This window comes from Enterococcus innesii, from assembly GCF_022846515.1.
GTDB classification, from domain to species: domain Bacteria; phylum Bacillota; class Bacilli; order Lactobacillales; family Enterococcaceae; genus Enterococcus_D; species Enterococcus_D innesii.
Window position 1 is genome coordinate 1,729,831 of record NZ_AP025635.1, and the last position, 21,869, is coordinate 1,751,699.

Annotated in this window: 17 protein-coding genes; 1 reads left to right on the forward strand and 16 read right to left on the reverse strand. The window is 36.7% G+C overall.

The window, feature by feature from the left end; genetic code table 11:
* Positions 1-70: 70 nt before the first annotated feature.
* Positions 71-1,123 carry a zinc-binding alcohol dehydrogenase family protein gene (locus ENLAB_RS08145; RefSeq protein ID WP_244353384.1) on the forward strand — a complete coding sequence of 351 codons (1,053 nt, stop codon included), beginning with the start codon at positions 71-73 and terminating at the stop codon, positions 1,121-1,123.
* A gap of 493 nt (positions 1,124-1,616) precedes the next feature.
* Here ENLAB_RS08145 and ENLAB_RS08150 read toward each other — a convergent pair whose 3' ends face one another.
* The 16 genes from ENLAB_RS08150 to ENLAB_RS08220 form a co-directional block, all read right to left on the reverse strand.
* Entirely contained in the window at positions 1,617-1,811 is a 195-nt protein-coding gene (locus ENLAB_RS08150; protein WP_081119379.1) for a hypothetical protein, read from the reverse strand.
* Positions 1,812-1,952: 141 nt separating this feature from the next.
* Positions 1,953-2,414 (reverse strand): helix-turn-helix domain-containing protein, encoded by a 462-nt coding sequence (locus tag ENLAB_RS08155; protein ID WP_244353385.1) that lies wholly within the window; start codon positions 2,412-2,414, stop codon positions 1,953-1,955.
* A 309-nt stretch (positions 2,415-2,723) separates the two neighbouring features.
* Positions 2,724-5,285 (reverse strand): cation-translocating P-type ATPase, encoded by a 2,562-nt coding sequence (locus ENLAB_RS08160; protein WP_244353388.1) that lies wholly within the window; start codon positions 5,283-5,285, stop codon positions 2,724-2,726.
* Positions 5,286-5,541: 256 nt separating this feature from the next.
* Complete coding sequence (locus tag ENLAB_RS08165; RefSeq protein WP_244353417.1) at positions 5,542-6,240, reverse strand: B3/B4 domain-containing protein; 699 nt, start codon at positions 6,238-6,240, stop codon at positions 5,542-5,544.
* 198 nt (positions 6,241-6,438) lie between these two features.
* Complete coding sequence (locus ENLAB_RS08170) at positions 6,439-6,891, reverse strand: MarR family winged helix-turn-helix transcriptional regulator (RefSeq protein ID WP_244353389.1); 453 nt, start codon at positions 6,889-6,891, stop codon at positions 6,439-6,441.
* Between the two features lie 240 nt (positions 6,892-7,131).
* Positions 7,132-7,266 (reverse strand): hypothetical protein, encoded by a 135-nt coding sequence (locus tag ENLAB_RS16880; RefSeq protein WP_267472752.1) that lies wholly within the window; start codon positions 7,264-7,266, stop codon positions 7,132-7,134.
* A gap of 95 nt (positions 7,267-7,361) precedes the next feature.
* The gene (locus ENLAB_RS08175) at positions 7,362-8,522 is read right to left on the reverse strand and encodes an ABC transporter permease (RefSeq protein ID WP_081119384.1); all 1,161 of its coding nucleotides are present in this window, start codon (positions 8,520-8,522) and stop codon (positions 7,362-7,364) included.
* On the reverse strand, positions 8,519-9,196 hold the full coding sequence (locus tag ENLAB_RS08180) for an ATP-binding cassette domain-containing protein (protein ID WP_081119385.1): 678 nt from the start codon (positions 9,194-9,196) through the stop codon (positions 8,519-8,521). Before ENLAB_RS08180 ends, ENLAB_RS08175 begins: the two co-directional genes overlap by 4 nt.
* Before the next feature lie 624 nt (positions 9,197-9,820).
* A complete protein-coding gene (locus ENLAB_RS08185; protein WP_195266289.1) occupies positions 9,821-10,681 on the reverse strand; it encodes an AraC family transcriptional regulator in 861 nt (286 codons plus the stop codon).
* Between the two features lie 535 nt (positions 10,682-11,216).
* The gene (locus ENLAB_RS08190) at positions 11,217-13,472 is read right to left on the reverse strand and encodes an ATP-binding cassette domain-containing protein (RefSeq protein ID WP_244353390.1); all 2,256 of its coding nucleotides are present in this window, start codon (positions 13,470-13,472) and stop codon (positions 11,217-11,219) included.
* Positions 13,465-13,896 (reverse strand): MarR family winged helix-turn-helix transcriptional regulator, encoded by a 432-nt coding sequence (locus tag ENLAB_RS08195; RefSeq protein ID WP_077454066.1) that lies wholly within the window; start codon positions 13,894-13,896, stop codon positions 13,465-13,467. Before ENLAB_RS08195 ends, ENLAB_RS08190 begins: the two co-directional genes overlap by 8 nt.
* A 414-nt stretch (positions 13,897-14,310) precedes the next feature.
* Positions 14,311-15,519: an AI-2E family transporter gene (locus ENLAB_RS08200; protein ID WP_244353391.1), complete on the reverse strand. Its 1,209-nt coding sequence runs from the start codon at positions 15,517-15,519 to the stop codon at positions 14,311-14,313.
* A gap of 420 nt (positions 15,520-15,939) precedes the next feature.
* On the reverse strand, positions 15,940-16,287 hold the full coding sequence (locus tag ENLAB_RS08205) for a DUF7006 family protein (RefSeq protein ID WP_077454064.1): 348 nt from the start codon (positions 16,285-16,287) through the stop codon (positions 15,940-15,942).
* A gap of 223 nt (positions 16,288-16,510) precedes the next feature.
* A complete protein-coding gene (locus ENLAB_RS08210) occupies positions 16,511-17,959 on the reverse strand; it encodes a helix-turn-helix domain-containing protein (RefSeq protein ID WP_244353392.1) in 1,449 nt (482 codons plus the stop codon).
* Between the two features lie 37 nt (positions 17,960-17,996).
* The gene (locus ENLAB_RS08215; protein WP_244353393.1) at positions 17,997-19,007 is read right to left on the reverse strand and encodes a WxLIP family cell surface protein; all 1,011 of its coding nucleotides are present in this window, start codon (positions 19,005-19,007) and stop codon (positions 17,997-17,999) included.
* Between the two features lie 298 nt (positions 19,008-19,305).
* The gene (locus tag ENLAB_RS08220; RefSeq protein ID WP_244353394.1) at positions 19,306-21,840 is read right to left on the reverse strand and encodes a WxL domain-containing protein; all 2,535 of its coding nucleotides are present in this window, start codon (positions 21,838-21,840) and stop codon (positions 19,306-19,308) included.
* Between the last annotated feature and the right edge of the window lie 29 nt (positions 21,841-21,869).

Sequence of the window (21,869 nt, forward strand, 5' to 3'; positions counted from 1 at the left end):
CTTGATCCAAATGGAGGGCAATACGTAAAAGAACTAATACGATTTTCTATCCAGAAAAGGAGGAATTAAGATGTCAGAACAGAAAACGATGAATGTAATAGGCTTTTTCGAAGGCCTGCCAATTGAATCTACGCATAGTTTTATTGACCAAAAAGAAGGAATCCCTGTTCCAGGTCCTCGTGATTTATTAGTAAAAATCAAAGCCGTTTCGGTCAATCCAGTCGACACCAAATTACGGCAAACGACTCGCAAGCGAAATGCCCTGCGTATCTTAGGTTTTGATGCGGTCGGAGAAGTGGTCGCTGTCGGAAAAGATGTCATGAAATTTACTGTTGGTGATCGGGTCTTTTATGCAGGAACCACCACTCGATCAGGAAGCAATCAAGAATATCAAGCAGTCGATGAACGGATCGTTGCTCTAGCCCCTAAAAATTTAACAGATGAAGAGGCGGCTGCATTCCCATTGACTGCATTAACTGCTTATGAATTGCTGTTTGAAAAATTCGGCTTGACTCCTAAAGAAAACGCCAATCAAGGGAAAAGTATTCTCGTCATCAATGGTGCGGGTGGCGTCGGATCGATACTGAATCAGTTGGCTCATTGGGCAGGTCTAGAAGTGTATGCTACCGCTAGTTCAAAAAATTTTGACTGGCTTAAAAAGAGCGGGGTTGACCACCCTTTAGACTACCATCACGACCTAAGGGATAGCTTTCGAGACTTAGGCGTTCCGAATGTTGACTATATCGCTGTCTTGTTTGACATCACCCAATACTTTGATCAAATCAGCCACTTGGTAAAACCTTATGGTCATGTGGGCACGATCGTTGGCATTCACGAGCCCCTTGATTTAAGTGTATGGAAAAACCTTTCTGTTAGCTTTGATTGGGAGTATATGTTCGCTAAAACAGACCACGACTATCAAATCGAGACACAAGGACAAGCGCTAAAAATGATTGCTGATTTAGCAAATGAAGGGACACTAAAAACAACCTTAAGCAAAGTCTATTCGGATGGAATCAACGCGGCAAATTTGAAGCGCGCAACGAGAGATGTCGAAAGTGGCCATATGTTGGGAAAAGTCGTCGTAAGTGGTCCTTTTAATGGAAACCCTACAGGGAATTAATCGCCCGAGCCATTTAATGAATGCTCCCTTCAACAGAATTCATCATATATTCTAATACACTATCACTGATTTTTCGTAACAGCCGGATTCTCAAAGAATGATTTGTAGATGAAAAAAGCATTCAGAAAACAATGGGTCTCTGGATGCTTCATTCATCAATATAATAATCTAATGGATAACATAGTTAAAACTGAAATCAAGGTAAATCCATATTCGTTTTTCATAAAATCATCATCCATTCATAACTTAAAAAATAGTCATTCTTAGTAAGTGTTTATTTTCAAGAAAATTCATTCTCTTTACTTAGTAAGATAGAAAAAGACAACAACCATTATGACAACAAGTACCCAAAAATACCATTTTTCAGAGTTTTTTTTCTTCATATCTATTCTCCCTTTTTATTCATCTCAATTTTGAAAGAAACATAATAAGCAAAATATCGCCTTCTTGAAGGGCAATCGCTATCTGATTCCCTATCCGATTAATTCTCGGTTCACTCATCCCTAAATTTCAGGAATAGGTCTTTCGCTTGTCCTGTACTCATGTTTGTCAGGACTTTAATTTTCTTGACCATGCCAATATCATTTTCGTTTTTTGAAAGCATTTGTCGTGCCATTTCTTCTTTGATCTCTGCTTCTTCTTCCTTCGTTAAATTTCTGACTTCTTTCTTTTTACCAAAGAATCCCATCCTGTTCTCCCCTTCTTATAAAATTTATGCGCTTTTCACACTAGCCAGACTGAGCATTCTTTTTATCTAAAATGCGTTTTTCTATCCATCACTTGATTCCTATACTCTAATCTACCATTTCTGTCGAAACCGAGGAAATGGTTAGTTCTCTTTTTTATTTTTAGGGAAGATATAAAAATAAAACACGGAGCCAATGATGATCGCTGGCGGCACCGAGATGCTCAATAATTTTAAAGCAGTGTTTAAAAGTACACCAAATTTTTCTTGAATAGAAAGATTCATAATCGTGCTGAAGTCTTGATTGAACGAAGTAACGATCATCGTGGCAAAAAAGATCAAGCAAAAACTAATCACCCCATACTTGATACTTACTTTTAAATCATCATTGTCTTTCTTAGTTTCTTCCAAAAGTAATGTTTCTAATGAGATATCTAATTCTTCGGCTATTTTGATCATATTTTTTTTGCTAGGGTACGTAGCACCTAGCTCCCATTTAGAGATCGTCTTATCACTTACTTCTAATAATTCTGCTAGCATACTTTGTGTTAGCTTGTTTTTTTCTCTATATTCTTTCAGCTTCATTGCTAATATTGTTTCCTTCATTTCAACAACTCCTCATCGATTTCTACCTTTCATTTTGACATAAAACCTACCATTTAACAGGAATTCTTGAAAAAGAGAGTAGAATAGAGGGGATTTTTAGCTACTTCTGGTGATTTGCCTGAAACATACTACCGAATCCTTCCTTACAACAATAGTTGTTGTGCATTCTGATATCTTCTAAATAATATCAAACCAGAAATCATAAGCATCTGTAAATAATTAAAGGAGACGCAAAAACTTCCCAGTTTTTGCCCTCCCTCATTTCTCAAGAAAATATGTTAATAGAAGATTCTCTTCCTATCATTCACATTAAAACAAGCCAAAGTATTTTTTCACTTCAATATACACTAAAGGAAAAATGGATAAGCCGATTACCCATAGCCAGTCAACTGCACGAAGAGAGACAAAGCCAAAAATGGTTTGCGTGAATGGAATCGTTACTAACAAGATAATGATCAATGCACCTATGAAGGTTGTCATTACTAACAACGGATTGCTCAAAAAACGCAGCTTCAGGATAGATTCTTTACTTCTACAATTAAACATATGCACAATAGTTGATAATCCCAATACAATAAATGTCATTGTTTGCGAAACCTCTATCGATTCTAGACGTCCAATTAGAATCGCGCCTAATGTGACGCCTGTAAAAACAATTGAGATTTCTACAATTTTTACCAATAACCCTTGCGCAAAAATGCTCGTGTATTTAGTGATAGGGGCTTCCATCATTGCTTTTTTATCGACTGGTTCAATGCTAAGACTCATTCCTGGGATTCCATCTGCAACTACTTTTATGATTAACAATTGAACCGCTGTAACAGGTGCTCCCCACCCAACGAGCAAGGAAATTAAAACGATTGTCAGTGCAGAAATGTTGCAACCTAACATCGCATATAATGATTTTCTGATATTGCTGTATACCCGTCGTCCTTCTTCAACCGCCTGCACAATCGTCGCAAAATTATCGTCTACTAAAACCATATCAGAGGCTTCTTTTGCTACTTCTGTGCCACCTCCCATTGCGATCCCTACATCAGCTGCTTTTAATGCAGGTGCATCATTGACACCATCGCCAGTCATAGCGACAATCTCATCGTTTTTTTGGAATGCTTTTACGATTCGAATTTTATCTTCTGGGGAAGTACGAGCAAAGACTCGATAGTCATCAATCACACGAGCTAATTTTTCATCGCTCATTTCATGTAAATCCGCTCCGGTCATTGCTTTTTTCCCATCGGTGAGAATTCCTACATCCTCTGCGATTTTCTTTGCTGTCAGTAAGTGGTCCCCTGTGATCATTACGGTTTGAATCCCTGCTTGTTTTGCAATAGAAACAGCCGTATAGCTTTCGGGCCGAGCTGGGTCGATAATCCCAACAAATCCTGCAAATTCTAACTGACTTTCAAGAATTTCTTCAGTAAAACGTGTAGGTTTTTCATCGTATCTTTTATAAGCAACGCCCAAAACACGATAGGCTTGGTTGGCCAACTCATCATGCTTACTCAAGTAGGCAGGGTTGTTCGCATCAATGAGATTCAAGCGATCAAAAGCCCCTTTTGTGACAGAAACATATTGGTCGTTTACTTTATATAAGACGGTCATCCTTTTTCGTTTTGAATCAAAGGGAACTTCATGAATCTGTTCAAAGGTTGAAGCGACTTTACCTAATTCCTCTTCAGTGAAGAGCGATGCCAGTTTTTTTCTGATCCCCAACTCTGTTGGATTGCTGGTTACTGCTGTATTTTCTTCCATCGAACTAGCAAGATAGAAGAGAAATAAGAGATTTTTTCCCTTCTCTTTTGTTATTTCTAAGCAAGAAGTCAGTTTATCCTTCATCGTGGCAACTTCTTTCACGGTCATCTTATTTTCGGTAATCGTTCCAGTTTTGTCTGAGCAGATGATTGAAACACCCCCAACGGTTTCTACTGTTGAAGGAGTCCTAACGATGGTTTTCTTCAGTGCCATATTCCTCATCCCAACAGCTAGAGAGATTGTTACTACGACTGGCAAAACCTCTGGAATAGCAGCAACAGCCATTGATATTGCAGTCATGATACTGGTCTCTAAAGACAATCCTTTGCTGATTCCTATAGCAATCGCTAGAAAGCCAGAGAGAATAGCGATTAGGCCTAGAACTTTCCCCAGTTTTTGCATTTTTATTTGTAAAGGTGCTATGGTTGTTTCTTCCTTGCTTAATAAGCTCGATATTTTACCAATTTCCGTATTCATTCCTGTCTTTTCAACTCGAACGTTTGCTTTTCCTGTGACGACCAATGAGCCAGAAAAAACCAAGTCTTTTCTGTCTCCTAAAGAATCTTCTTTAGAAGAAATATAGGTGGGATCTTTTTCACTTGGTTCACTTTCACCAGTTAGAAACGATTCATCAACAAAGAAATTACTACTAGTTAAAAGCTTAGCATCTGCTGGAATACGGTCCCCTAATGCCAACTGAACAATATCACCAGGAACAATGTTCAAACTTTCAATCTCTTTTAACGCCCCATCTCTGAATACTTTACTTACGGGAACACTCATCTTATTTAATTCACTCATTGATTTTTCCGCATGTTTTTGCTGTCGAATCGACAAATATAGATTAAGAATGACAATTGAAAAGATGACTATTGGTTCCGTAAAATCATCAGGATGATTTTGAAAAGCAACATAACTAGATAAGAGCGTTGCAACGATTAAAATCAAGATGGTAATATCCTTCATCGACTCTTTCAAATAGTCATAAAAATGCTTCTCATCTTTGCTTTCTATGGAATTAAACCCATATTTTTCTAGCCTCATTTCTGCTTCTTTACTGGAAAGTCCCAACTGGTTAGGGCTCTTTCCGTTTTCTTTCAATTGTTCTTTTACCATCTGCCTATACCTCCTAAAACAAAAAAGAAGTCAGACAAACTAACCATAAAAGCCTAAGGTTAGTTTTTCTGACTTCAATAAGATTTATTCCGGCGAACAAATCTAATGTCATTATTTAAATTCCACCTAATTATTGCACATCCGAATATTTGGGTCAAGATTTTCACGATGACCGATCAATCAAAATGAGAGAATCGTATGCAAAATCGAGAAAAAGTACGTGTACATCCTAATCCTAGAGACAAGAAGCTCGCCCTTACAAAATGATTTCAGGACTTTCTTTACTTAGCACATAATCATTACCTGTTACGTTAAAATATTCTTGAATCAACAGACTTAACTCTTTGATTGCTTCATTCGCCCGATCCCGTTGTGTTTCATTGATCGACTCAATGAATAAAACAGCATGGGTGGTCTCTTCTGTTAACATCGTGCGTTGGGCTTCCCGCCAATTCAAGCATCGACAAATTGCCCCTTTCTCATCATAGTAAATGACTTCCTTTTCCAAAGCTGGGGAATCAGTATCTGCACCTAAAGGGAAGAAGGATTCGCCACCTTTTGCAACGCCTAAATGAAGGTCGCCAACGATTGTATCGAGGTCTTCTCCGCCTAAAGGGACGCCATATTTCAAGGAAATACTATTATAGATATTTACTAAGGGATTGATGGGAGAAAATTCTCTGTCTTGATTCACCCGTTTCAACAGTGCTTCGATGGAAGAGCGTACCCCTTTTTTCGTTTTAAATTGCTGAAAAGCACTTCGCCATTCTTGGATCACCTGGTTTTCACTGAAGGTGTCGGTCGTTAAGTAACGCTTTGCTTGTTCTTTACTATTTTTTAGCAAGTCAGTAAAAAATGTTTCGTGTGCAGCATCGGCAACATTGTTTATATGTTTTACAACAAGGCAGTTGATTTGGGCTTCTGGAAATAGTGCCCAAAATTCTTGATCGATCATTATTTTCTTCACTTTCTCTACACTCCTATTTAGTTTATTTAAACAAATTCATGTCCTTTATTTTTCAGGCTCTCTGTTTTTTCAGCAGCCAGCCGAGCTATATCCTTTTTAACAAAATATCAGCTACCTGTGCTTCCTACCCTAGGTAGCATGAATGTACATTCAATCAGATCCAATCTCCCCAGCGGCGTTATTCGTTTAATAGTCTCTTTTGATCCCATTCTTGACGTTGACCCAATCAATTTCTACCGAAGATTTTATTTTTGCCAGCATTTCCGCAAAATTTTTTCTTTCTAAAGCAGATAACTGTTGAATCGCTACTTTATTTGAATAGTTATTTTCTCTTATGATTAATTGAACCGCCTGTTTTCCTTTGATGGTTGTGTACAAGTGTTTGATTTTTTTATTTTCTTTGTCTGACTCTTTTAGAATGAAGCCATTTTCCTCTAATTTTTTTACCGCCCGGGACAAAGTCGTGCGATCAACTTTGATCAGTTCGGCTAATCGTTCAGGAATAATTCCTTCATTTTCAAATATACGAACTAAGTAAATGTATTGTCCTTTACTGAGTTGAATCTCTTTAAATTCAATATTAGCAATTGATTCCAACATTCTACTGATCGAACCTATCTCACGAAGTATATCCTCCACGAACTATCCCCTCCCTATCTAGGACTATAATAGCCCATTATTGTTGCATATGCAACAATAATGGGCTTGGTTTACTTTTTTACTCACTCTTAGAAAATGGGTGTATTGCATAAGCTTGTCTCAAAAAAGCAGGAGAATACCGAGAAAAACTTCTCTGTACTCTCCTTTTACAATCATTCCAAGTAGAAATACTATTCGAATTTCTCCTAATTTCAAAACCAAATTCATGAAGGTGATTGCTTAGACCAACAGGGAAAGCAAGGAGATTCGGCGTCCGACTGGTTCAATTTGCCAGCCCCATTCTGTCATCGGTAAGTAGGGATTTTTCACCCCTGTCGCAATGTTGCCACTGACTTTTTCTAAAAACTTTGACAAATGAACACAACGAGTCATAAAAAATAAAAACATGTTATTAATAAAAAAGAGAAAAAGAGTGTTTTCTCTTTTCCTCTTCCTATTCTACATAGTATTTAGTATAAGTTCTTTTCTTTAATAAGATACTTCGAAAGTAAGAAAAGAGCTATAGACAAGATAACTAAATAAAGCGATCCCACAATCCAAGTAGTATCATTCATAAAACCTTTCGATTGTGATATTACTGAAAATGAATCTAAATAGCTTAGTGGAATATATTGAATATACTCTTTTACCAAAGGATGATCTTGAATCAATGAAAATCCGTAGTAAACAAGTACACTACTACCTATTACAATAATGTTCTTTTTTATCAATATTCCCAATGCTATTAGCAACATTGATATAAAAGCAAATACAACTAGACTATAGGTGATGTAAGAAAGCAAAAATAAAGAAACAGGAGTAATGGATAGATTATTAGGATCATTTCCAATAACTATTGGCGAAAGTGGTGAGCCAAATCCATTCATCAACCCTTGGATAATAAAGTTCATCAATGATAAACCTATAACTATACTAAACATACCCATCAATGAAACAACAAATTTCGATAAAAGAATATTTGCTTTCTTTTTGACCGTTAATGAATAAAGAAACCGACTTTTGTTTTCATAATCTCCGCTAGTTAAATCCCCAAAAAACACTAAAAGTAATAAAATGAAAATAACCGAAGACAAAAAGCTACTAGTTATTTCTCCTAAAGAACTCCAAGCTTTCACTGGAATATCCAGATCAGTATCTACTTCTATCTGATTATCGAAAATATATTGCAATTTCATTATTCTAGGCTTGGACGAAACGTTCATAGGGTCTACGTCGGGATGCTGATAGCCATCATCCATTTCATCTGTAAACTCTAAAATTGTTTTTTCTAAGGACCAATATTGATTCATATTTGATTGCTCTAATGCTGTTCTTTGCTGATAGATAATATTTAATATTTTATCAGTTTTCTCAATATACTCGCTAAGAAACTTTTTGTCTTCTTCGTCAATGCCTGAGTCTTCCATCTCAAGCTTTGCATTATCTTGTTCAGAAGAAATCATAGAAATACGATCCTCTAACTCAGGTAGTGTAGTATCAATAAAGCGATTGCTTAATTGATTGGTTGAGTATAACTGTACTCCAATTAGTAATACTGCAAATACGAGCATTGCTTGATTTTTTTTATTATTTATGAGTTTTAAAAATTCCAAGTAAATAATTTTTTTCATATAGCTTCACCAATATTAAAAACATGTTGTTCTAGATACTCTATAGAAATCTCTTCTTTACTATACTCGACGATTTTTTGATGAGTAAAAATCAAAATTTTGTCAGAGAGCTCAGTGACATCTATTAATTGGTGAGACGAGAAAAAGATAAGTTTATTTCCTTTTAGTTTATTCAATAACCGAATGGTTAATTTCCGATTTTTTGGATCTAATCCATTAAGAACTTCATCCAGTAACAAAATATCTGTGTCGAGACTTAGTGTCATTATCAATAAAAGCAATTGTCTCATCCCTAAAGAATACTTCTTTACTTTTTTCTTTAAAGCATCTGAAAAAGAAAAATAGGCGACATACTCTTTTACTAATTCTGGATTAAGATTGGGAAGAGCTTCTAAATGCTGTTTCCCCGTCAATTCTTGACTCAAAATTTTTTCATCTAAGAAAAAGGAAACTTTGCCTACTGCATCTGCTGTACTATTGATAGTCTGATCAAACACTCTGATTTCTCCCGTAGTCGCTTTGAAAATACCAGAAAGCAACGAGAGAAATGTAGTTTTTCCTACCCCATTTGGGCCAATACAACCGATAAGCGAATGCTTTTCAAATGTTAAATTGCAATTATGAAAAATCGTGGTACTACCAAATTGTTTACTCATGTCTCTAATCTCAATCATTGTTGTATCACTCCTAAAACTGGCTATTAAGAAAGGAAGGGGTGTCTTTTAAACGTTTATTTATCTATAATCGTAGATATAGTTTGTAGTAACAATCGCATGAAGTCCCGAATAGTACTTAGTCTTTTTCTCATCGACAGGGTGACAATATCTTGTATAGCGAATTGTTCTCCAATAATTGGTTGTAGAAGTAATACGTCCCAATATATCTAACACTTGTACTCGACTACTTTTTACAGTTACATCATAGTCGCAGCACTTGCAATGCTAGCTCCCGCAGCGAAAAACAATGAGGCAATAGTTATAACTAAAAAACCAACATTAACAACTTTTTTTATCTTATCCTCCTAGTAAAGCCCTTCCTTTTAATTTAATATATAGTAGGAAAACAAAATTGTCTATATTTTCTAACATTTTTAATTTAAATAAATCGATTCATTAAAATTAAAATCAATTAAATAATTTTAGATTTCAAACACATAGTAGCTACAGTTATTGCCTATGTACCGAGTACTTCCATCACATCTATATATTGACCCTCAAAAAACCAGAATAAGTCATCTGAAAGCCGACTTATTCTGGTTAATGATGATCTTTACTTTATTTTTTCGTTGAAAGAATTGTTTATTTCTCTTTCACTGCAACCCAAATCTCACTGTAACAATTTTCTAGACCTTCATCATAGTTTGTAAAAGAAAGCTCTGGGGCTTGGACCAATTCGTAGTTTGATGAGGGCAGCCATTCAGAATAGATCTTTCCCCAAGTATCTTGTAAAGTCTGAGGAAATGGTCCCTTATTTGGGAAAATCGCCCATTTGTGTTTCGCAATAGGTAGTTGCTCCAAATCATCAAAAAGATTTTCTTGTGTTGTCGCAAAACCGATGAAATGTGTTAGTTCTCCTGTTTCTTCCATCCTTCCTTCATCGAACGCGTAGGAAGCGTTCAACACCTGATTAGGATACATATTCCCTAATTTACGCATTTCTGTTCGTTGCTTTTCCGTCATTGATTGTGCCAGCTCTTGAACCACCTTGTTTGTTCCTTCAAATTGTATGGGAACACGCTTTGAGACACCCACTAAATTGAATGTGGGTTTTTCTTCAATTTTAAAATCCATTGAAACTCCTCCTTTAACATTAATATAAAAGGATAGTGGAGGAAAAGACTTTTGAAACTGATTTTTGATAATCTCGGAAGGCAAGAAGCCTGACCATTCTCGGAATGCTCTTGAAAATCCCTCTACGGACTGGTAGCCGTATTTAAAGGCTACTTCTGTTACGGATTCACCTTTGATTAAATCACTATTAGCCAATGCCAACCGTCGATTTCTAACATATTCTACTAATGAAATCCCAGCAATAAATGAAAACGTACGCTTTAAATGGTATTCAGATAACCCCATCGTTTTAGCAGCCTCTGCCAGTGAAATCTCTTGTGTTAATCGCTCTTCGATATACGTCATCAACCGATTCAACTCTTGAATCATTTCTTCCACCTCACCTATGTACTGATTCTATATAAGATTCCGTTATCGGACTTGATAAATGCTAGACTAATATTATCGGTTTCACCTATTGGAATGACGAATCGTTTAATCTCAAACTTCATGCACGTACTCCTATAAAAATAGTGCCTATTTCCAACTTGTTTTTCTTCAACACCTATTAAACACCTCCTTACTCACAATTGCTAACAGAATACTCGATAGATTTGAATGAGTCTAGAAGATTTTTTATGTTTTTATCGCTTTTCTCTGAAACTTCGTGGATATTCTTCCGGTAACGAACTGTTCTAAAATTCATCGTCTCCTATATTCAGCTGAACATAGATTTTGTTACGAGTTTCTATGCACTATATAGAATACTTTTCATAGAAATTTGTTCAAAGAAAAGAATGTCCAGAAAACAGTCATTTTCTGAACACTCTTTGTCGAAAAATTAAGAAGGTCAAAAGCTATTAAATTTCTGTCCATCATATAGCTGTTAAAAAAATCATGAACTGAAATTCTTATAAACACTTTTTTAATTATTGTTTTTTGTATATCTTTTCAGATGCTTTGCTGTGTATGAATCTTCTAACGTTAATAAGTCTATTGGATACCCTTGAAACAATACTTTGCCTCCAAAGTTCCCCCCGCCAGGTCCCATTTCGATAAGCCATTGAGCCTGACTAATTATTTTGAGATTGTGCTCTAGAACAATCAATGTATTTCCTTTTTGCAAAAGTTTATTCAACAATAATAACAGCTTGTCAATATCCGCCTCATGAAGGCCGGTAGATGGTTCATCTAATATTAGACAATTAGAAGTATCTTGAGCAATTATTTTTGCTATCTTTAAACGCTGAAGTTCTCCACCAGAAAATGTATCTAGCGACTGCCCCAACTTCATATACTCTAAACGAACATCCATGAGAATTTGCATCGTTCTGATCAATAAGCGATCATCAAACAAATCTACTGCTTTTCGAACTGATAATTGTAAGATATCGTAAATAGTGAAACCATGCCATAAAATAGATAAGGCTTCATCGTTATATCTTTTTCCTCGGCATTTCTCACAAACTTGCTCTATATCCCCCATAAAAGCTAAATCCATTTTTATCACTCCTTTGCCTTTGCACAGAGGACATGCTCCTGTACCGTTATAGCTGAAAAGAGAGGCACTTTTACCAGAACATTGCGCGTAGATGCTCCGAATCTTATCAAAGACATTTAGATACGTGAGAACATTTGAGCGAATGTTGCCATTTATCTGACTCTGGTCTAATATACTTGCTTCAGGATATTTTTTTTTGAAAAGATAGCGAATGAGTGTGCTCTTCCCAGAACCAGCTACTCCGGTTACAACCGTTAATGCTTGTTTTGGCAATACCACAGAAGCGTTTACAACATTGTGCAAACTAACCTCATTTAATTCGTAATAGGAAGAAAATTGTTGTCTTTGGGTATTAACGTTCAACTTATCTGCCAACGCTCTTCCAGTGATGGTGTTCGACTTCAGTAGTTCATCATAGGTTCCTTCAAAGGTGATATTTCCACCGCTATCCCCGGATCCAGGACCGATCTCAATAATATGGTCTGCAATTTGTATAATATCCGGATCGTGGTCAACAAGAACAACAGTATTTCCTTTATCTTTTAACCCCCTAATTATCTTTGCTATTTTTTGAATATCTTCTGGATGGAGTCCAATACTAGGCTCATCAAAAATATATAGAATATCACTAAGAGCACTGTTAAGATGCTTAACCATTTTTATTCTTTGGGATTCTCCACCAGATAATGTTACTGTTGGACGGTTAAGAAACAAATAACCTAAGCCAACTTCCTCCAAACTCTGTAGTTTCTTACTTAAATCTTTCAAAATCACCTGAACAGCAGAAGAATGAATCCCTTTAATAAATTTGCTTAGTTCAGGAATAGGCATCCTTACACAGTCTGCGATAGATTTTCCATTTATCTTTGCAGAGCGAACAAGTTTACTTACTCTAGTTCCTTGACAATTGGGACATTCTTTCACTTGCAGAATGTGATTTAATGGTGCACTATATTGCGTGCTCTCTTTTTCGATAAAATTTTTGGTAATTCTGGGAATGATCCCCTCATAACGTGCAGTTTTTGGCCAATTATTCGTAGGATTACTTGGAGTGCTGCCGAGATCATTTAGTAAAAGGTCCAATTCTTCTGCTAGATAATCTTTAATTTTTTTATTGTTATCGAAATTACCAGATTCTGTATACCTAGACAGGCGCCATCCTCCCGGTTGAAAAGTAGGAAATTGAATGGCTCCCTCTGATAAGGATTTGTCAAAATCGATTAACTTATCGACATCAATCTCTTTGACCTCACCTAATCCCTTACAAACTTCACACATGCCCTTGGGATTATTAAACGAATAATTCATAGAATATCCAATAAAAGGGGTTGCAACCCGCGAGAATAGCAGCCTTAAACTTGAATATATATCTGTTACAGTTCCAACTGTGGAACGTGCATTTCCTCCTAGTTTCTTCTGATTAATCACAATAGATACTGGTAGATTTTCTATTTTATCAACGATTGGTTGAGAATAGTGAGGTAGTAGCTGTTGGATATAACTCGAATAAGTCTCGTTTAGTAATCGTTGGGATTCAGCTGCTAAGGTATCGAATACCAAAGAAGATTTTCCCGAGCCTGAAACACCTGTTACGACAGTTACTTGATACTTAGAAAGTTTCAGAGAAAGATTTTTTAAATTGTTTGTTTTAGCTCCTTCGATAGAAATGAGATCATTCATCATACCTCAGCCTTTCCGTTTTAAGCGCTTCTAAATATTTCTTTGCTAGTTCAGCGAACTGCTCTTTTTCCTTCCGATTAAAAACTGCATTTGCGATTTCAGATAAGTGTGTATGTCCATTATCAATAGTTGTTAATAAATGACTTCCCTCTTTTGTCAAAAAAGTGAGTAGTTCTCGACCATCTGCATCATTGGGTTTCTGTTGAATATAATTCATTAATTTTAACTCTTTTAACGCCTTTGAAAGTTTTGTCCTACTAATTCCTAGCAAAACACTCATTTTTGATGGGCGCATCTCAGTTTCAGAATTTAGAATATTTAAAATATCATATTGAAGCCAACTAATTGTTTTAGGATTTAGTCTGGTTCTTTCCGCCACCAATTCACATTGTAAGTTTACTAATACCTCTTCTAAATTATTCATGGAAAACTTCCCCTCAAATTGATTTCTACTTGGAAAATATATCATTTGGGAAATCAGATGTCAAATAGGTAGTCTATCCATCTGACGTTTATCATTGTTGTGCGTTGATTCCTGCTTAGTCAAGCAGCCTCTTTCGTAGAAAAACGACAAGTTATTGGGATGGATAAAAAGGAGTCATGATCCAATGAATTTCTGACACTGGAAAACTTAATTATCGGAAAGTCATCAGCCCAAACTAAAAATAGAGTACTCAGAAAATAGATATTTCCAAGCACTCTATGTATTAAAAATCTTTCTTTCACTATCGAAGCAAATGATTTAACTCAAACGATCAATTTAGATCGCACCTTTTATGACAATCAATTTGAGCAGGACATGCGTACTTAAATTCATTTGTTCAACAGGTTTCCCTCGTTAACCATGGCTGCTTTTCTTAGTGTATGATTCTAAACTAAATTCAGTTTCTTCATAAGGAACATCTTCCGCATGTATGCGATTGTATCGCTGCTTAAATTTTCGAAACCCAAAAACCACTAACACTTTCCCGATTGCATAAAGTGGTATACCGAAAATCAACCCAAACATGCCGAAAAGTTCACCCATTATCCATAGCACAAAAATAATTGTTACTGGATGGATCACCATATGTTTTCCCATGACCTGAGGTTCGATCAGCTCCCCATTTAATAATTGAACAACGATCCAGACAATGCACAACTGAATGAACATCGTAGGAGACGTCATGATTGCAATGATTGCACAAGGGAAAAAGGCGACAACCGGTCCGATATAAGGAACGATAGCTGTTGCGCCAACAAGAAATGCTAAGCTTCCAGAAAAAGGCATGTCGATAATTAAGAAGCCAATAAAAGTCAATGTTCCTATGATCACACAAACGACTAGTTGGCCCTTTAGATAGGCGCCCACCTGATTTTCCATCGTCCGAATGATTTCTTTGACTTCATGACGTAATCTAGGTGGGAAGATACCTAAAGAATACTCTACAAATTGACGGTCATTTTTCAATAAAAAGAACGTGATGATCGGCACTGTCAATAACAACAATAGGACATGGGTAATCGTTGAAAATACTTGTGAAGCACCGAAAATAATATTACCCAGATATACGCCCACATTATTAGAAACTTGATTTATCCAATTCGCCAGAACTTCGAGTCCCTCATGATATGCTTGTTCATATCTAGTATTTTGTATAAAAGTTTCTATTACTCGTTCAGCTTCGATCAGATAATTTGGGAAATTTTCGATCAATCGTTCAAATTGTTGGATAAGTAACGGAAGTGCGAGGGCAGTTGACAAGATAAAGGCAGCAGTAAGTGTGCATAATGTAATAATAATACTCAGTACTTTTGAAAGTCCTAGCCCTACCAAAAACTTTACAACTGGTTTAAGTACAAAATATAAAACGAGCGTCATAGTCAACGGAGGAAGAACCACCTGAAATACTTTAACTACTGGCTCAATCAAAAAGGTAAGATTTTTGAACAGCAATAGTGTTGCGCCGCCTATAAACAGGACCGCTAAGATGTATAAGAGTGTAGCCCCACCCAACATTTGTATCACTTTATGTTTCTTTTTCATTTCTTCTCCCCGTTCTTTCATTATCTAAATCAACCTTCTTTTCTTGTAAAGATTAGCTCACCCCAAATGGACCTTTTCATTTACTAATCTCCCGCACTTGAGGATTCGATGCGATTTGAAATGAAGACAACTTTTATTTAATAATCTTACCATAATTAGTCATGAAAATACCTCTAAGCTATATCTCTAGCCTAGAGGTGTTTTTTGATCGTATTCTTGAGTCCGGTCAAAAACTCCAACTCGAAAGGGTTGTTATACCCTACTGTTATAGATGTAGTTCCATTCAGACTCTTTGTAATTATTCCAATGGAATTGCGCTTTCCTAATTTCATTCTTCTCTTTGTAACATCTGCGAACGCGAGTCGCATACGTAGTTAAATTGTTTCAAAAATTGAAATAATTTCTGGAAGTCTTACAACACTAATTAACTTCTTTCAACAATCAAGAAATATTGAATATCATTGAATTTTTTGTTTTCATACTTAAATCATACCCGCATAGTTCCTTAAAATAGGTTCGATAATCATTTTCAGTGATTCGAATGATTTCAGCACTGGTAAATTCGTGAATTTTACATAACTCCACTAAAAGATTCAGCTTTGCATCCAACCCAAGTATTTCTGGAAAATCTTGCCAGAATGATGTTTTCGAAATATTGTCAGTCAGTTCTACCAGTCTGACAAACTGTTGATCAATATACTCTTGAAGTTCAATTTCATCTGCGCAAGAATCACCCAATTCTTGCCAAAAATAGTCCGTATACTCTTTTTTTGTCGTGAATAGAAGCATATTTATTTTCCTTTCTAAACGATTAACATGGTATATTCGGTGCAGCCAAACCACTTATTATATTTTATTCTTTTCATTGCCGTCATTCTTGTCTATTCTCTATTCGTTACTCGTATCATTCAAAATCATCTGTATAAATCGAGCATCAGGATCTTACATAAACTACTCAGGTAGCTATCATATACATATAGACATTTACAACTACAAAGAAACCTAGGGAAGATTAGTCACACATCATTTGTGAATGACTAAATGAGAGTTCATCTTCAAGGATCGATTGAAAAAAGAGTCCAATATCAGTAACTTTAGAAATTCGTGGCAAATAAACAAGTTTCGTCTTTGTGTGTACCTGATATTCAAAAGGAATGATATTCGTTATTAGTAAGTGCCCTTTAAACCCTTTGATTTTTTTTTCTAAGTCAGTGTCTTCATATACAATCGTTAATCTTCGATAGAAAAATCTCTCCAAAAGAATTGCTACAGTTTCATCTATTAATGATCCGTTCGAAAGAATAACAAGAATCTCATGCGTGCGACCAATTTTTTTGTTTAGATACAAATAAACAATCAACGACGCACAAAAATCAGAAACCCACGCACCCGTAAAATAATTTGATTCTTTCAAACTGTTCAAATAATTTTTTAAGTAGTCGAATAAATCTGAATCTAGCGATTGAGCAAATTTATTCGTAACACAATCATTCTTAATATAAATAGGGTCTAGTAATACTTTTGCATATTGTCGTGATAAAAAATCATACACTTCATGAATATCGCAATCAATGCCTAGATACAAAAAACGTTCTCTCAAAATCTCATATAATCCATCGGCAACATTGGCTGCTGTTTGGGATAGATTAGTCAATGGTACGTTGGTTTTGCCACGAAAGTCACAATGCGCGTAAACCATTATACAAATAAAAAACGCTTCATCTTCAAGTTTGTCATAAGGCACCCTCTTAAATCGGCTCATTTGACAAAGGGTTGCTAGTATTTCTTTATATAAATAACTATTTGTTAAAAATTCCCGCACATGAACGGGAAAAGACAGCTCTCCTTCTCCCATCCTTTGGTAAGTAAGATGAATAATTTTTTTCACTTTTTTCAAAGAAATATCGGGAAATAACTGACCAATTTTGTTAGACAACTCAGATGAATCGTCAAATTCGAAATACGTAGACTCACAGAAAAGATCCCAGTAAAATTTTCGAATCATCACTTCTTCTCCTCTGATCGATAATGGAGAAGTATTCAGTTCAATATGGTACTCTGCCAGTTCGTCACGCAATGTAGTGAGCATCCGATTAAGGGTTGATAGAGAAAAATTCAGTTCTGCCCCCCACTCTGGTAACGTCATTTTTTTCTTAGAAAAAAATGACGTTACCATTCTAATCAGTGGCTCTTGATCAAAAAATAGTTTTTTTTTAGCATAATAGCATTCGTAATCATGGATGGTCATTCGCATTCCCGACAAAGATCCGTTTAAGTCGATCGCATTTCCAAACAAATATCTCAAATCATTAAGATCAGCTTGAATCGTTCGCTTACTTAAATTTGTTTTTTGAGAGATTTCGCTTAAGGTCAAATCTGAATTAACTTCAAGTAACATAAGCAACTGTAACGATCGTTTACTATGTGCATTAAGTATTAGTTTTGTTGCTAGAGAATCCACTTATTTTGGCCTCCTATCACTATGCAATCTTCTGAGGTTACTTTCTTTTCCTTATAAGAATCACTAAGAGTAATAGTATAACAAGAAAAATCGAGACTAATAACCAGTAATTAGTTTGGCTAGGAATAGTTATATCTTGTCGATTAAATGTCTTAGATGTCTGATCATCTACCACAAATGATCTCGTCCACTCCCATTCCAGTTCTCCAGAATTTGCTTGTAGATGAAGAACATAAGTACCTGGAACAAATGACTCCCCATTCAAAGAAATTGGAAAGGCAAAATTGGAGTGCGGCGCCATTTGCATTCCCGATGCCTCTGTGGAATAGAGGCGTTCTGTTTGATCTTCATTATAAATTGAGGCACTAACCTCTAACTGATTAACAAACGTCCCCGATTGATTCTGGATCTGAGCACTGAACACATTTCTAAAGTTTAATTGATCCGCATAGACAGCTAAGAGATCTAGCTCGGGAGAAAGTTGCTCCCGCTTATTCGATACAACGAGGCCCATAACATAAGACAGTGTGTTCTCAATAGCCATTGATTCTTCTGACAAATGCTCACTATCTTTGATTTCTTCCACGCGAATTCCTGCTGCTAGAACACCTTCAAATGGTTTATCTTCTGGTAAGGTTAATAAGAGATCTACTTGTTTCGTCTCCCCTTCACTAAGAGTAATCTTGCCATCTCCTTGAATATAATCAGCCAAAAAAAATGGTAGGGTGTCATCTGGGACATCGGCGTCACTACCATATTCCACTACACCACTCACATTTGTAAAAGCTGTATGTACGGATATTGATAAGTTGATCTCTTCATCAGACATATTTCGTAACTCCAAAGATAACGTCTGGCTTTCTCCAGGCTCAAGATTCAGATCAAAATAGCCTACCTCAGAATTCACTTGATTTTCACTCAGAATCGGTCTAACTGAAAAACCAGCAGATTGATCAGCAAAAGCAACTGGGCCAAAAAACAGGGTCAATATAAAAATTACCACTATGTACATCATAGTTTTCTTACTGTCAAATAGTATTTTATTCATAACGATCTTCCTCTCTATATTCCACGGGGATTGCCTTCATTTCTTTTGTTACTACCATTAGTGCCTAATTCCTACCCAGCATAGCAAAATTCATGAATCATATACGCTCGATTTGTGCATGCGACGATGACCAAACTGACCATCATGATTACTAATGAGGAGCAGTACCGCCAGATTCCTCTTGCTTGTAATCCTCGCAAATGGCCAAACAGAAAAATAGCCTAACAACCAAAATGATTTCCTATTGGATGTTAGGCTGTTTGAACATCTTATGAAGTACGCATCCAGTTGATTTCTATCATTGAATGACATTATCAGGGACCGATTGAAGAATCCACTCCAAGGTGGTTTCATATGTTCCAGTTTGACGTTCCTGTTCGGACTCTAAGTGCAGTACAACACTCTCAGCCGCTTGGTCTGTTGTACCAAAGGCAAATAACCACGTTTCTAATCCCGATCCTGCTTGTGCCTGAGCGACAGTAGATGAAACACCCGGAAGGAGCGAGAGTTGTTCTGAATGGGTAGGCTGATTTTCTTGACCGGACGCTGCTATTGCTTGAATATGATGAAACTGCAAAGAAGCGCCAGCTAAAACATGCCCTGTTTCGCTATTCTTAAACTGTTCTCGTTGTTTCACAGATAAGCGCCACCCATCACTTTGATTTCTTCCACGTCTATCAGAAACTTGCACAAAATTTGCACGTGTTTCATTTGCTGTTGTTCTTAATGGTTCGGCGTATAGTGTTTCCGGTGCAAAATACGATATTTCTTGATCCCCAAACTGAATCGTAGGAACAAAATCAATGCTTAAAAATCCTTGATTTTCTGGCAGTTCTGGCATCACCTCTGGATGCAATTCTTCTTGAGGATTCTCTGGATCTTTAGGTGAGACTTGTAACGGCCTTATTGTTACTGGAACGGTGTAATCCATTTGAGCGTATTGCCCAGAGGATAACTTTTCTTGCACTCGAACAACCATGGATGAATCTCCTGGCTGATTCGTATCAGGCATTTCAATGATCTCCGCTATGGAAACGTACCCTTCAGCAATGTCAAAATCAAAAAAACTTTCTGCTACTACCAATAACTCCTCTTCAGAAATATATTGCCAAACCTCATTGTTCAGCAACGGCTTCAACTGATTGATCACTAACGGTCTTAGGTTAGTTGCTGTCACTTCATAAAATGCACTATTTTTATGATTCGTGTGATCTGTGCCTACATTTTCTTCTGCTTCATCTTGCATAAGTACATTCCATTCTAGATTAGAGAAGCCAGCTAAGGCGCCATCAAATTCCTCTCCTGATGAAAACAAGTGCGTCGCGCTGACGATATCACCAACCGATAACTGTAGACGTCCATTTTCTCCCACCGCATTTTCAAAATCTTGTTGTGCTTCGGCAGGTGTTTGCTGAGTAGACAACGTAAAGTCAAAAAAATGTTGGCCTTGGTTTACAAGAATAGTGGCGGAGCCTGAGTATGCATGAAGGGAAGCAAACTCTTGATTTGGCAACTGTTGGATCATTGGTGTAGTTGGATTTGTCCCACCGCGTCCTGGCGATAGTGACAATTCAGGGCCCAATTCTCCAACGTGATGTGTAAAAGCGGCTATTGTTCGCCACTCCTCGAAGTTATTCGCCCATGTTCCACGTAAACGTATTGTGTTGCCCCAACGAACGGAAATGGGAATACGGACAGATAACGTATGCACCGTTCGATATGTAATGGTCACATCTTTAAATCGATCGCCTATATAAAGATAGGAGGATGAGTCAATGTAAGTAACATCGTACTCCCCTGAAGACAACAAGACACCATCTGCCGTTACCGTATGAATCGCACTGCCTAAATCTATGTCTTGGGTTCCCTCTCCTAGAAGGATTGTTTGGGGACTTACTTGTGCTTCAAGATCAATTGTTTCTTCCCAGACATATACGCCAGGATTCGCACCATTATACCCAGACATAAATGCAGTTGAACTAGCAAATGAAACAAAATTAGTTGAACTAGCCAAACTATCTTGAAGTACCCAACGCCCCGTATAGGTTTCCGTTACCGGTATATTGGATAACCAGGTACCGTTAATTCTTGTTCCGGTACCTAAAGTGAGTTGCTCGAAAGATGTCGCTCTAAACATGTTAATAACCTGGATACTGCGATGCCATGAACTTATATCTAGTTTTTTTAAATTGGACATTTCAGCAAACATTGTGGTAGTACTGGTAACATTGGACATATCCCATTGACTCAAATCTAATTCTGTTATACTACTTGCTCCTTGAAACATTGAGTTCATATTTGTTACCTTAGCAGTATCAAACTTTTCAATCCCTTGTATATTTTTCAATTGAGTTAATCCACTGAACAAGCTTACAGCACTACTACCCAGGATGACTCGATCTTCAAGAACTATCTGTTCAACATCAGTATAGGTTTTCCAAGGCGCTAGTCCGGTCGCCCCCTCTCCGCCCCTGAGAATCATGGTTGACGATACTAAATCATAGGACCATGGAACTGTCCCCCATACGCCAGTGATCAACTGACCTGTGGAAGAGCGGTTTTCAGAAGAAACCACATTCTCTTCTTGTTTGCTTTCTGAAGTGTCCCTACCACTATCACTGGGAGAAACCTCGTCATCTCTTGCCACTTTATCGCTTGATTGTATTTCATCTTCCTCACTATGATCACTACTTTCCTCAACGCTATCTTCCATAAAAGAATCGCTAGTTTCCTCATAGACTTCGTCTATAGATACTGTTTGAGCAAAAGTTAGCAATGGGGATGAATGACTGATTAAAGAAAATATCGCTATTAAAACTATGAATTTCTTCATTTTCTTCTCCTCATATTTCAACGAAATAA